The organism is Streptomyces sp. NBC_00344 (assembly GCF_036088315.1).
Lineage (GTDB): Bacteria > Actinomycetota > Actinomycetes > Streptomycetales > Streptomycetaceae > Streptomyces.
The window spans coordinates 6,465,340-6,478,685 of record NZ_CP107996.1 but is presented as its reverse complement, the minus strand read 5'-3'; the positions used below and the strand labels follow the sequence as shown (position 1 = coordinate 6,478,685).

The following is a 13,346-nucleotide window of genomic DNA, read 5'->3' as shown; positions in this document are numbered from 1 at the left end:
CGGTGCGCAGGCGGTCGTCGGGTCCGCCTTCCGTATGCAGCAGTTGCTGCATACGTGCGGTGGCGGGTGCGAGACGCGCAGGAGTCGGTCCGCTTCGCCGGCTTCTCGCTGCCGGCCGCGGGCCGGTGCGGACACGATCTCCGGGCGGACTGCCGTCGGCAGGTGGACACCACTCGCCCGTCCCGTCAGTGACCGCCACACTTACCCGGGATGCCCGGTCGAGGGATGCATACGAAGCGTCCACCGCCTCGATCGGGTGACTGGCGCTCCGGCGGACGCGCGTCCGTGAGCAGGGCAGGCCCGAGCCGTGCATGATCCGGAAATGCTGCCCGGATTCATGACCAAGGCGATCGACATCCTGCTGGCCAGGGAAGGCCGCTCGCTGCACACACGCACAGCCGGCTGGGCGACCGTGGTTCTCGTGGTGACCATGCTCCTCGGCTCCTGGGCGGTCGTGGTCGCCGAGCACGGCGCACCGGACGCGAATCTCACGACCTACCCCCGGGCCCTGTGGTGGTCGGCCGAGACCGCGACGACGGTGGGCTACGGCGACTTCTATCCCCGGACCCTGTGGGGCCGGATCATCGCCTGTGTGGTGATGGGTGTGGGCATCACCACCTACGGCATGGTCACCGCGGCGCTTGCGACCTGGTTCGTGAGCCGTGAGAGTACCCGCCGGCACCATCTGGCCGAGGCCGTGGACCGCACGGCACACCATGTCTGCGAGGAGACCACCCAGGTCCTGCACGAGCGCTTCGATCGTATGGAGCACTTGCTCGCCGAGGCGGGCGGCCGGTCAAAGGGCTGACAGGACCGCCGAGCGCGACCGCTGCTGCGTACGAGCAGACCGCGGAGGGACGAGCAGACCGCGGAGGGGCCCGGAGACCGGCCCCGGTGGCGCCGGCCGGTCGGCAGCCGGGCACCGGTCCCACTCGGCGGTGTTGCGTAGGAACATTCCTTCCTATAGTCGCTGCCATGAACACAGGAAATATCCGGATGGTGTCCCTGACGGTGGCAGACCAGGACCGGGCCGAGGACGTCGACGCCGGACCGCGGCCCGCGAGCGGGTGACGAAGCGATGACGGCCGCCGACGTGATCTTCTCAGCGCTGGCCAGCCCGGTCCGGCGCCGGATTCTCGATGTCCTGGGCAAAGAGGGCCCGCAAGCCGTGAACGCGATCGCCGCCCTCTTCCTCATGGAGCGGCCCAGCATCTCGGAGCATCTCAAGGTCCTTCGGGACGCCGGACTGGTCTCCTGCAGCAGAATTGGTCGGGAGCACCACTATCAGCTGAATGCCGATCCACTGCGCGAGATCTCCCGCTGGCTGGCGCCGTTCGAAGATCACATGCGTGGCCGGCCCACAGGACTCGGCGATACCCTGGAGACCAGGGGTGAATGACCCGCTACGGCACTACTTGTCCTACTCTCCGGTGATATCGTCATAGCATGGTTGACCGCCGTGCTCACCGTGTCGTCATCGAGGGCTCGTGCATACATACCCCTCGGCTGACACTGCGACCATGGGCATCCGGCGACGCGGAAGCGGCACTGGCGATCTACGGCACCGGCGAGGTCTCCCGATGGCTGGCCCCGGCCCTGGCCGCGGTGCCCGACGTAGCGGCGATGCAGGCACTCATCGGCCACTGGATCATCGAATCCGGATCCTTGGAGCCGCCGCAGGGACGATGGGCGATCGATCTGCGGGAAACCGGTGAACTGGTGGGCGGAGCCGCGCTGCTGCCTCTGCCGCCGGACTACGCAGACCTCGAGATCGGCTGGCAGCTGGCACCCGGCGTGTGGGGCCGGGGTCTGGCCGCCGAGGCCGGACACGCCGTGGCCCATCAGGCCTTCGAATCCGACTCCGCCGTCGAGGAGCTGTTCGCGGTCGTCCGGCCCCGGAACAACCGGGGAGCCGCCACGGCCCGCCGCGTGGGGTTGGAGTGGGTCGGAGAGACCGAGAAGTACTACGGACTGCGGCTACAGGTCTACCGCCTCCGCAAAGGGGACCTCGACGACAACGGCCCGACGGCCGGCCGGCGATAACTTCACACCCCGGGCACCGAGGACCCCCTGGCCTTCTCCGGCAGCCTACGGTGTGCAGCCGACCTTGCCCACGAGACCGTTGGACCCCATCCGAACCACGACGGCTGCCCCGCCGCCTCACCCTGCCTGGGGCGGAGCGGCGAACGGCACCACTCCCGGAAACGACTGCCGCACGGTGGCACTACCGCGCAGCACGAGCCCGGCCCTCCGCCCGGTTGATGACCTCACCGTCCGGCATGGCCGGCCGCACGTCGGCCTACGCGACGACGGCGCGGCAGGCATCTGCCCGGTCCACCGCGTCGACAGGGCCGGACGCGTCGTGCCCGACTGCTTCGAAACGCCGCACGTCGTAACCCCCCGCCGGGACGGCCTCGTCCGAGGGCCCGCGGTCCCCGTGCCCGCGTCCCTGCTGCCCGGCAGACACGGAAGGCGCGCACGCCCCTGCCGAACCGTGCGGGCCGATGTGGGTCCCATCGGCTGCGGCCTTCGGGGACGGAGGCGGTTCTGCGACGGATCGGGAGCGGGGTGCGTTCTCCAGGGGGTCCAGGTGCCACTTCTGATCCGCCGAGCCGTCGCGGTTCTTGACGGCTACATCCACTCCCACGTGAGGAGATGTCGGGGTGACCGCCAGCCCCGGGTGCCATCGGGGCAACAGCTCGCCCTGCACGGTCAGGTCGTAGCGCACATCGTTGGCACGTGCAGAGGAAGGCCCGGCACACGAACGCAGCGAGACCAGTCCTTCTTCGGCGTGGGAGTCGAGACACAGTGCCTTGTCTGCGAGGTTGCGCAGCAGGCCGTCGTCCTCGTACGACCAGAGCTGGCTCGTGGCGAAGGAGCACACCGCCATCTTCGTACCGGCCCCCGACACCGCCTCGCCGCGGATGTCAAGACACAGACCCGCGGCGTCATTACGCAGCCTTGCCCGCGAAGGGGTTCCGGGAAGTCCGTTGGAACCGGTCGCCGACGGGGCGGGCGACGGCCACCGCGAGGTGGGCCGGGATGTGACGGTGTGGCTGCCGGCCGGCCCCGCGGAAGCCGCGGGGCCTTCCTCGTCGTCCGACATGAGGTCGGCGGCCAGCATGGCCACCAGCAGCGCGGCCACGACAAGGCCAAGACCGCCGAGCAACACCTTCGCCCGTTTGGAGCGTGTGAACTGCCCGCCCAGAGCGACCATATCGGGAAGCAGGCGGTGGCGCCCGGCACCCGCTTGCCTGCGCTCCCGGCCGCCGGGACCCGCGGCGTGCAGCCCCTGGCCGGCCCGGCCCGGACGTGAGTCGAGGTAACGCCGGGCACCCCAGCCGAGCACCGTTTCGGCCAGCAGAAGTCCCAGCGAGCCCTGGAAAAAGCCGAGTTGCTCTGCAGCAGTGCGGCAGTAGGGGCACCCCGTCAGATGCTGCTGGACATCCGGGAGCATGACGTCACCACGTCGAATCGACACGTCGAGCAGTCGGTTGTACGAGCGACATTCCTTGCTCGGGGCAAGTTCCCGGTGGGCCCGTACACAACCCGCACGGAATTGCTCACGAGCCTGCTCGAGGGCGTCCGATGCCGTGTGCTCATCCACGCCCAGCAAACCGGCGGGTACGGTTATGGGTTCGGCCTCGACCTCGGTGTGCCAGAGCAAGCACTGTGAAACACCCGGCAATGTCTGGAAGGACCGATGAGCGAGCTTCCGATTCTCCGCGGCAATGGACTTCGCCAGCCGCAGACCGCGACCGCCCGTCGGCTTCCGTAGTTCAGGTATCAGAGCAGCTATGTGCGGCTGGGCCGACCAAGCCTTGACGATGTCCCGTACGACGACCAGCAGCCGCGGGCGCAGCGCCTCGACCGGTTCGCCCTGCGCCAGGCGCTCGAGCACCTGGTGGAAAGCCGCCGTAGCGACGATCGACGCGACATTCCCCGAGGATGCGACACAGATCGTGGCGTAATCGTGGACCGGCGCCCAGTGACTGGCGAGCAGTACCGCGACAGGGTGCGCCTCGTCGCCTTCGGGATGCACTCTCAGCTGGGCGGCGAGACTCTCGTCGGACTCCCGGGGCATGGCACCTGGCGGAAAGGACGGCGGGCGCGGGGTGTGCGGGATGTGCACAGAACTGATTCCTTCCGAGGCACAAAATGCCACAGAGAAGTGCTGACCGCCGGAAGACGGCCCCTGATTGGTGCATACCTAGTTGGCATGTCAGGGAAAGCGACCCATGGCCGAAGGCCACGGAGGGTTGCCGACACAATGCCTTGTGGGCCCACCGGCACGAGTTCTCCGAACGGTGATTCCAGAACCGAACATCGTCCACGCGTAAGAGCGTTCACCCTTGCACATGTGACTCATGGGGAACAAGACACCTGGGCCACTTCACCGTGACTTCAGCGGAATCCGTAGTGCACCATTCCCGCAGTCGTACCCGCTTTCGAACTCCGGGTAGGCGGAGCTACCCGGGGTTACACTTCTAATTATTCACGCCGTCAACTTCTGTCCATTACACGGAAGTCGGGCCGGGCGCCTCAGCGAGGGATCTCCTCCACATCCGAGAAGCCCACCGCACGGTTCCATCGCAGTCGCGTCACCGACTCGGTCGAGGCATTGGTGAACGTCAGTTCTCTCTGGCCGTCGGAGGCCGTGACCTTCTCCCAGCCGTCGAAGTCCTTCGTGACCTCGGTGTCCCACTTCGACAGGCCCATGGAACCGACCGCCGCGATGGACTCCGTCGGTGGCTCGCCGTCGGCGCAGTAGGGCCCCCAGTTCGCGATGGCGGCGACAACGCCGCGGAACCTCTTGAGCGTCACGCTCAGGCACGGATCGGCGCCGGTCCTGTGCACCAGATGCGGCGAGCTCCACCTTGTCGCCCCGGCATCGAGGTGCTGTTCCATCAGCCCGCGTCCGGCGGCGTAATACATGCCCGCCCGGCCGCCGTTGTCCAGCGCGATCTCCGCGTCGAAGCGTCCGTGCGGATGCGGCGTCGGTGCCGGGCGGGAGTCGGGGGCGCCGCCGGCATCCAGCCGGCCGCAGCCCATCAGCGTTCCCAGGAGCAACGCCACTGCGCCCAGAGCACACCTTCCGCCTCTGTTACCACTCACCCACATATACGTCTCCCGTCCCACTGCTCGGTTCCTGACATCCCTGCGGCTCCGGCCGGTGCGCCGTCCCTCGCAACCGGCAGTCTCGCCGATCGACGACGCGTGGCCGCGCCTCCGCACCCGTGCACTCCGGGTCGCTCCCGCCTGCTGGGCGCAGTGTCCCGGCACCCGCTGCGCTCTGCAGCACGGGCTCGAACCCGGCGGGGCCCGCACATGCGGCTGCGCGTCTGCCGCCTCCGTCCCTGCCGGTATCGGAAGCCCGGACGGTTGCCGGAGCGCCTGTCGGAGATGTCGGACACCGCGGACATGGTTACGCTCGGACAACCGGGGGCGATGAGGTGTGAGGTGGCATCGTGGCCAGGCTGGTCTCCGTCAACGTCGGACTCCCCAGGGATGTGCCCTGGCACGGCAGGACTGTGCGCACAGGCATCTGGAAATCCCCCGTCACCGGCCCCCGCATGGTGCGCCGGCTGAACATCGACGGGGACGGCCAGGGCGACCTGGCGGGCCACGGCGGCGAGATGCGCGCGGTCATGGTGTACCAACTCGACTCCTATCGCTACTGGCAGCGGGAACTCGGGCGGGACACCTTTCCGTATGGTGTGTTCGGCGAGAACTTCACGGTGGAGGGCCTGGCGGACGACGAGGTCTGCATCGGGGACCGCTACCGGGCCGGGGACGCCGTCTTCGAGGTCACCCAGCCCAGGGTGACCTGCTACCGGGTGGGCATGCGTCTGGAGGAACCGAGGATGCCCTCCCTGCTGGTGTCCCACAGGCGACCGGGTTTCTACTTCAGAGTCATCGCCGAGGGCGAGGTCGAGGCAGGCCAGGACATCGTCAAGATCGCTTCGGGGCCCGAAGGGATGACGGTCGCCGAGGTCGACGGGCTGCTGTATCTCCCCGAACATCCACTGGGACGGATCCGCCGGGCGCTGCGGGTCGACGCCCTCAGCCCGGGCTGGCAGGGCTCCTTCCGGGCCATCCTGGAACAGGTGGAACAGAGCACCGGTGCAGACTCGGGCAACGCCGGCCTCAGTCCCGAGGGAGCCGGCCGAGCACTGGCATGGAAGGGATTCAGGCCGCTGACCGTGGCCAGGATCAGCCAGGAGAGCCGGAGCGTCATGTCCTTGTGGCTCGCCGATCCGGACGGCGCCGCGCTGCCCGCCGCAGCGCCCGGCCAGTACCTCACGGTGCGTTTGGACGCCGACAGTGACGGCCCTTCACTGGTGCGCAGTTACTCGTTGTCCGGCCGGCCAGGCGGTGACCAGTACCGCATCAGCGTCAAGCAGGAACCCCACGGCGCTGCCAGCACCCGGTTCCATACCCGGGTGCGGGTCGGCGACCGTGTGCATACGGCAGCGCCGCGCGGCTCCTTCGTCCTGGCACCCGGCACAGGTCCCGTGATCCTGGCGTCGGCCGGAGTGGGCGCGACACCGGTGCTGGCCATGCTGCAGGCCGTCGCCGCGTCCGGGGCCGACCGGCAGGTGTGGTGGCTGCACGGTGCGCGTGACGGCGCCGACCACGCGTTCGCGAAGGAGGTGCGGCATCTGATCGCCGGTCTGCCGCGCGGGCACGCCCGCATCTGCTACAGCCGCCCCCGCCCCGAGGACCGCCGGGGCACCGACTACACCGACACCGGGCATCTGTCCGCCGCACTGACCGCGCGTCTCGATCTGCCCGCCGACGCACTCGCCTATCTGTGCGGCCCTGCCGCTTTCATGAGTGATCTCACCGAGGCGCTGACCGCGCAGGGCCTCGAGCCTCAGAACGTCCATACCGAGATCTTCGGGGCCGGCCCGGCAGTCACACCCGGCATCGCCCCCGCCAAGGCCGCGCCTCCTCACCAGCCCGCCGGGCCAGCCGGAACGGGACCGGCGGTGACCTTCGCGCGCAGCGGACTCACGGTTCCCTGGAAGCCTGAGTACGGCACTCTTCTGGAGCTCGGTGAGGCGTGCGACGTACCGGTCCGCTGGTCCTGCCGCACCGGTGTCTGTCACACCTGCGAGTCGGGTCTACTGGCGGGCGCGGTCGACTACGACCCCGACCCCGTCGAACCACCGTCGGCCGGAAACGCGTTGATCTGCTGTTCCCGCCCCGGTGAGGACACCGTTCTCGACCTGTGAACCCAGCGTGGCCGACGGGTGAACGGCCCCGGCCCGGACGGCCGCGGCTCGCCGCCGTCCGGCGGCGGACGGTGCTCGTCAGTGGTCCCGCGGCGCTGCCTCCAGAACGAACACCGGGATCTCACGGTCCGTCTTCTCCTGGTAGTCGGCGTAGTCGGGATACGCCGAGACAGCGCGGTCCCACCACGCCGCCTTCTCGTCCCCGGTCACCTCACGGGCCGTCATGTCCTGGCGTACGGGGCCGTCCTGGAGCTCCACCCGTGGATCGGCGACGACATTGTGATACCAGACAGGGTGCTTGGGAGCCCCACCCATGGAAGCGACGACCGCGTAGGCACCCTCGTGCTCCACACGCATCAGGGGACTCTTGCGGATCTTCCCGCTCCTGGCACCCCTGGTGGTCAGAACGATGACGGGCATCCCCCGCATAGTCGTCCCCTCGACGCCCCCCGAACCCTCGTAGAGCTCGACCTGATCGCGCACCCACTGCTCCGGGCTCGGCTCGTACTCGCCCTCAAGAGGCATGCTGCTACCGTCCCTTCTTCGAAAACCCACGTCACTTCCGGCTACGGGAGTCGCAACCGCATCACGAGCTTGGCTCATTACCCCACCCGGCGCAATCACAGCGAGCGGTGGCCGGGCGCCGTCGGAGCGAGCACGACACGGTCCGCGCAGCGGAAGGACAGGCCTGAGCGGGCGCGCCGCCCCGGCTGTTCCGCCAGGTACGCCCTCCGCACGGCCCTGCACCCATGTCCGCCTCGCGCCCCTATCGGCCCTCGGTCAGGGTGAGATCGGCGAGACTGGCCGTGCGGCGGATGGCGGCGCTGGTGTCCTCGTCCACTCCGCCGGCTTTGGCGTGAGCGTCAGCGGCAGCGAACCCATGGGCGATGTAGCGGCGGGTGAGCCGCTCACGACGCGCTTGCGGCTCGGCGTCCAGAAACCAGATTTCGGTGAAATGCTCGCGTACCCGGTGCCAGGGCTCCTGGTCCGCGAGGAGGAAGTTGCCGTCAACGATGACCAGTCGGTGGTGCGGGGCGACTTCGACGGCTCCGGCTACGGGCTCCTCGATCTCCCGCCTGAACTCCGGCCACCACACCGTTGTTTCCGTCTCCCGCAGGGTGCGGGCGAGCATGGCCAGAAACCCGACTCCGTCGAAGGTATCGATCGTGCCCTTGCGGGTGCTCTGGTGGCGGGCGTCGATCACCCTCTGCGCCAGATGGAAACCGTCCATGGAGACGGCCACCGTCCGAGCCGGCAGCAGGGCCTCTGCCCTATCGCATAGTTGCGCGGACAGTGTGGACTTGCCCGCGCCCGGCTCGCCGACGAGGCCGATGAGAACCCTGCCGTCCTCGGCCAGGTTCAGGGCGCGCCGGGTGAGCGAGTCGAGTGACGGCTGCCGGTACAGGGGGGCGAGGCCAGGCGTGGCGGGCTCGGGCAGTGGGTTGTTGGCGTTGAGGGACATCTGAGGAAGCTCCGTCGGGTCATCGTTCGCGAACCTGCCGGGCGGTCTTCCGCGACAGCCGGTACCTCCACCGAACCAGACCGTCCGGCCGTGCGCCGCCCCCCGAGAGTGGTCGGGCCGGATTCCGGGAGGCGCCGGGGCGGGAGGGCATGGTCGGGCGGGGCGGGACCGCCGCCCCGCAGCGGGGATGATTCCGGATATAGGACAGAGCTGACCGGATTCCACCCTTGACGCGCCCATGTCATTACGTTGAACATCGGGCACGCACATCGCACCTGCCCGTCGCACCGGTCTCTCCTGAACCCAGTGAAGGAGAGCGCGCCCCCGCACGTTCCGTTCTGTCACTCCTGTACGGAATTCGGAGCTCCCCCATGAGATTCCCAGCCCCCGGAAGGCTGGCCGCAGCAACCGCGGTCGCCCTCGCAGCCTTCCTCGCCCCCGCTCTCCCCGCCACGGCCACAACCGCGGCCACGGTCGCGGCGCCGGACATACCTCTCGCCAATGTCAAGGCACATCTCACCCAGCTGCAGTCCATAGCCACTGCCAACGGCGGCAACCGCGCGCACGGCCGGACCGGCTACAAGGCGTCCGTCGACTACGTCAAGGCCAAACTGGACGCGGCCGGATTCACCACCACACTCCAGCAGTTCACCTCCGGCGGATCCACCGGCTACAACCTGCTGGCCGACTGGCCGGGCGGAGACCCCAACCAGGTGCTGATGTCGGGAGCGCATCTCGACTCGGTCACCGCGGGACCCGGCATCAACGACAACGGCTCCGGATCCGCGGCCGTGCTGGAGACAGCGCTCGCGGTGTCCCGCACCGGGTACCAGCCCACCAAGCATCTGCGATTCGCCTGGTGGGGCGCCGAGGAACTGGGGCTCGTCGGGTCCAAGTACTACGTCAACAACCTGGCGTCCAGCGAGCGCTCGAAGCTGACGGGGTACCTCAACTTCGACATGATCGCATCGCCCAACCCGGGCTACTTCGTCTACGACGACGACCCCACGATCGAAAAGACCTTCAAGGACTACTTCGCGACGCTGTCCATACCGACCGAGATCGAGACCGAGGGTGACGGCCGCTCCGACCACGCCCCGTTCAAGAGCGCCGGAGTCCCCGTCGGCGGACTCTTCTCCGGCGCGGACTACATCAAGACCTCCGCTCAGGCCCAGAAATGGGGAGGCACGACCGGGCAGGCCTTCGACCGCTGCTATCACGCTTCCTGTGACACCAGCGCAAACATCAACGACACCGCCCTCGACCGGAACAGCGATGCCATCGCCTACGCGGTGTGGACACTCTCCGGCGGCGGGACCACGCCGCCGGACGGGGGAAACCAGTACGAGAACACCACGGACGTCGCCGTCCCCGACGCCGGTGCGGCGGTCACCTCGGCCGTGACCGTCTCAGGCCGTACGGGCAATGCGCCCGCCGCGCTGCAGGTCGGCGTGGACATCAAACACACCTGGCGCGGTGACCTGGTGATCGACCTGGTGGCACCCGACGGAACGGCATACCGTCTCAAGAACAGCAGCAGCAGCGACTCGGCCGACAACGTGCTCGCGACCTACACCGTGAACGCTTCGAGCGAAGCGGCGAACGGCAGCTGGAAGCTGCGCGTCCAGGACACCGCGGCGCAGGACACCGGCTACATCGACAGCTGGAAGCTCACGTTCTGACTCACGGCCGTGAACGGCGGCTCCGCCGGCGGCTGCTGACCACTGACGCTTGACTGCTGACGCCACATCCTCCGGATGCGGTCCTGACGCCACCACTGGGCGCCTCTCCGGCGAGAGGCGCCCTTTCAGCGCGGCGCCCGGCCGGCCCGTCGCACCGTCCACCCCCTGTACGGATCGCCGCCATGCGGATAGCGTCACTCTGCGATCGGGAAATGAAACGATTCATATCCTGCGCACATCCGCGTGGTGGAGGGACTTGGACGTGACGAGCGAACCGAAGAAGAACAGCGGTCCACAGCGTCGTGCCGTCATCGGTGCGGGGATCGGTGGCGCCGCATCGGTCATAGCCGGCTTGCCGGTCATCGCCGGAACGGCCGCCGCGGCTGATTCCGCGTCACTCGCAGCACCGTCCGGGGCGGGAGAGGCGGCCTGGCACCGCTATGTCCTGGGTCCTTCCGGCCGGACCGTGCGGCCGGTACGGATCGTCCGGTCGGAAGGGGACGTGACCCGGCCCGAGGCCCTGCTGACCCCGGGCGGCGAAGTCACCGTTCTGCGCCGCGTTCCGCCACCCCCCGCGCCGCGCTGGCCGGAAGGGACCACCGCCACGGGTTCCTCCACCCACGCGGGCAACAACGGAAGCGACGGCCGGCCCAGGACCTACGCGGCACAGAACTGCCTCGACGGCGACCTCAGTACCTTCTGGAACGATGACACCGAGGGTGTCTTTCCCGACACCCTGACCATCACCCTGTCCGGGGAACTCGAACTGTCCGGTGTGACGCTGGTGTCCGACACCGACGGTGTGCCCGCCGACTTCGCGGTGGACGTCTGGACGGGCTCGGGCTGGCACACCGCTGCCGCCGTGACCGGCAACGCCGCCGTACAGCGCGCTGTCGCCTTCGACACGCCCGCGACCACCTCCCGGGTGCGGATCACTGTCACCGCCGACCAGGACGGGGGCCAGGGCGTGTTCACCCGGATCAATGAGGTCTGGCCGCAGGCGGTGGAACCGGTGACGGCGCCCAGTGTCACGATCGACTTCGGCAAGGTCGTCGTCGGACTGCCCGAGGCAGGCTTCGCCTGGGCGTCGGACAACCACCCCGGAGTGCGCCTGGCGTTCTCCGAGACGTTGCGGTACCTCAGCGTTCGGTCGGACTTCACCCGGGCGGACCAAGCGGGGGGCGCCGGGGAGGGCACCGACCAGTACGCGGTCCCCGCGGCGGGCGGCACGTGGACCGACACCAAGGGCTACAGCGCCGACGGTGACAAGGTGTACGCAGACGGCTTGCACGGCTTTCGCTACATGAACATCACCCTGGACGCGCTGCCGTCCGACATGCCGGCCGCCCAGCCGTGGGGCACCGTGGCCGTCGACCATGTGGCACTGGACTTCACGGCATACCTCGGAACACCAGCGTCCTACCGTGGCTGGTTCCTCTGCTCCGACGAGGAACTGAATCGCTACTGGTACGGCGCGTCCTACACCAACGAGTTGATCGTCGACACCTTCCGCAGGGACGACGTGGACCCGCGAGGTGCGTTCAGTTCGTCGCTGGACGGCAAACTGGTCCTGCACGACGGTGCAAAACGCGACCGGGACCCCTATGTCGGCGATGTCGCGGTGTCGGGGCGCACCCTCTACCTCACCCATGACGACGCCGCCGACGCGGCGCGCAACGTGCTGGCCGATCTGGCCGATCACCAGCGGGACGACGGCTGGATCCCACCGGCCTCCATCAACAACTACACACTCCCGCTGTTCGACTACCCGCTGTGGTGGGTGACGTGCAGCTGGGACTACCTGCTCTACACCGGCGACCGGGACTACGCCGAGCACTACTACCCTCACCTGGTGAAGGTGCTGGACGGCTGGTACCCGAGCGTCACGGACGACGAGGGACTGCTGAGCAAGGGGCTGAACGGCACTTCCGGATACGGTGACTACGCGTTCCTCGGCAGGACCGGGCGGGTCACCTACTACAACGCGAACTACGTTCAGGCGCTGCGGGACGCCGCGCGCATCGCCGGTCATCTTGACCACGCGGACGACGCGCTGCGGTGGAACGCCCGGGCGGAAACGGTGGCCCGGGCCATCAATGTCCACCTGTGGGACGAAACGGCCGGCGCCTACCTGGATTCCTCCACCGGCGCGGTGCGCCACGCCCAGGACGGCAACGCCATCGCCATCACCTCGGGTGTCGCCGGCTCCGACCGCGCCGCCTCGGCCCTGGCCCACCTGGACGCGACAACCAGACTCCGGTACGGCAATGCCTTCATGGACAACGACACACTCTTCGGCGGTGCGTCCCAGCGTGTCTACGCCTTCACCTCCTACCCGGAACTGGTGGCGCGTTTCGAGTCGGACCAGGCCGACTCGGCGATCGACCAGATCAAGCGCACGTACGGGTGGATGCACAGCCATGATCCCGGCATCACCCAATGGGAGGGCATCGGACCGAACGGCTCCCCGTACGAGGAGGGTTACACCAGCATGGCGCACGGGTGGTCCACCGGAGTGCTTCCCGCGCTCACCCACCAGTTGCTGGGCGCGAAACCGGCATCCCCCGGATACGGCACCTGGGAGGTGTGTCCGCGCCCAGGGGCGGTGAGCTGGGCCCAGGGACGGCTCCCCACACCCCACGGCCCGCTCGGAGTGGAGTGGAGCCACGAAGGCGAGGTGTTCAGCCTGACCGTGCACGCGCCCGGTGGGTCGCGCGGGTCCGTGTCCCTGGCGACGAACGGCCACCACGTCACCGTGCGCTCCGGCAGCCGCGTCCTGTGGGACGGCGGCCGGGCGGCCATGCCTGGGGTGCGTCATGACGGCGGCCGGGTGACCGTGTCGGGCTTGTCGGGAGGCACCCATCATTTCACCGTGGTGCAAAACCGCTGACGCGCCGGCGGTGCGGTCGCCCGCTGCTCGGTCCGCCGCTGCGGCGGGGCGGTAGCGGTCGCCGGGCGGCGCCG

General features: G+C 68.8%; 10 protein-coding genes. 6 read left to right on the top strand and 4 right to left on the bottom strand.

The window, feature by feature from the left end; translation table 11 throughout:
• Positions 1 to 322: 322 nt before the first annotated feature.
• From OHS16_RS29380 to OHS16_RS29370, 3 genes are all read left to right on the top strand, one after another.
• Positions 323 to 808: a potassium channel family protein gene (locus OHS16_RS29380; protein WP_328540273.1), complete on the top strand. Its 486-nt coding sequence runs from the start codon at positions 323 to 325 to the stop codon at positions 806 to 808.
• A gap of 270 nt (positions 809 to 1,078) precedes the next feature.
• A complete protein-coding gene (locus OHS16_RS29375) occupies positions 1,079 to 1,399 on the top strand; it encodes an ArsR/SmtB family transcription factor (RefSeq protein WP_328540272.1) in 321 nt (106 codons plus the stop codon).
• A 47-nt stretch (positions 1,400 to 1,446) separates the two neighbouring features.
• Positions 1,447 to 2,043 carry a GNAT family N-acetyltransferase gene (locus OHS16_RS29370; protein WP_328540271.1) on the top strand — a complete coding sequence of 199 codons (597 nt, stop codon included), beginning with the start codon at positions 1,447 to 1,449 and terminating at the stop codon, positions 2,041 to 2,043.
• Between the two features lie 256 nt (positions 2,044 to 2,299).
• Here OHS16_RS29370 and OHS16_RS29365 read toward each other — a convergent pair whose 3' ends face one another.
• Both OHS16_RS29365 and OHS16_RS29360 read right to left on the bottom strand, forming a co-directional pair.
• Positions 2,300 to 4,084 carry an RICIN domain-containing protein gene (locus tag OHS16_RS29365; RefSeq protein ID WP_328540270.1) on the bottom strand — a complete coding sequence of 595 codons (1,785 nt, stop codon included), beginning with the start codon at positions 4,082 to 4,084 and terminating at the stop codon, positions 2,300 to 2,302.
• A gap of 458 nt (positions 4,085 to 4,542) precedes the next feature.
• A complete protein-coding gene (locus OHS16_RS29360) occupies positions 4,543 to 5,076 on the bottom strand; it encodes a hypothetical protein (RefSeq protein WP_328540269.1) in 534 nt (177 codons plus the stop codon).
• A gap of 392 nt (positions 5,077 to 5,468) precedes the next feature.
• On the opposite strand from OHS16_RS29360, the gene OHS16_RS29355 reads away from it, so the two are divergent.
• Positions 5,469 to 7,238, top strand: coding sequence for an MOSC and FAD-binding oxidoreductase domain-containing protein (locus tag OHS16_RS29355; protein WP_328540268.1), 1,770 nt, complete (start codon positions 5,469 to 5,471; stop codon positions 7,236 to 7,238).
• Positions 7,239 to 7,316: 78 nt separating this feature from the next.
• On the opposite strand, the gene OHS16_RS29350 is transcribed toward OHS16_RS29355, so the two are convergent.
• Together OHS16_RS29350 and OHS16_RS29345 are read right to left on the bottom strand one after the other, a co-directional pair.
• Positions 7,317 to 7,763, bottom strand: coding sequence for a nitroreductase family deazaflavin-dependent oxidoreductase (locus OHS16_RS29350; protein WP_328540267.1), 447 nt, complete (start codon positions 7,761 to 7,763; stop codon positions 7,317 to 7,319).
• 241 nt (positions 7,764 to 8,004) lie between these two features.
• Positions 8,005 to 8,700, bottom strand: coding sequence for a nucleoside/nucleotide kinase family protein (locus OHS16_RS29345; RefSeq protein ID WP_328540266.1), 696 nt, complete (start codon positions 8,698 to 8,700; stop codon positions 8,005 to 8,007).
• Between the two features lie 371 nt (positions 8,701 to 9,071).
• Here OHS16_RS29345 and OHS16_RS29340 point away from each other — a divergent pair, with 371 nt between their 5' ends.
• Entirely contained in the window at positions 9,072 to 10,382 is a 1,311-nt protein-coding gene (locus OHS16_RS29340) for a M28 family metallopeptidase (RefSeq protein WP_328540265.1), read from the top strand.
• Positions 10,383 to 10,644: 262 nt separating this feature from the next.
• Positions 10,645 to 13,272, top strand: a complete 2,628-nt coding sequence (locus tag OHS16_RS29335) for an alpha-L-rhamnosidase-related protein (RefSeq protein ID WP_328540264.1) — start codon at positions 10,645 to 10,647, stop codon at positions 13,270 to 13,272.
• The last annotated feature ends 74 nt before the right edge of the window (positions 13,273 to 13,346 follow it).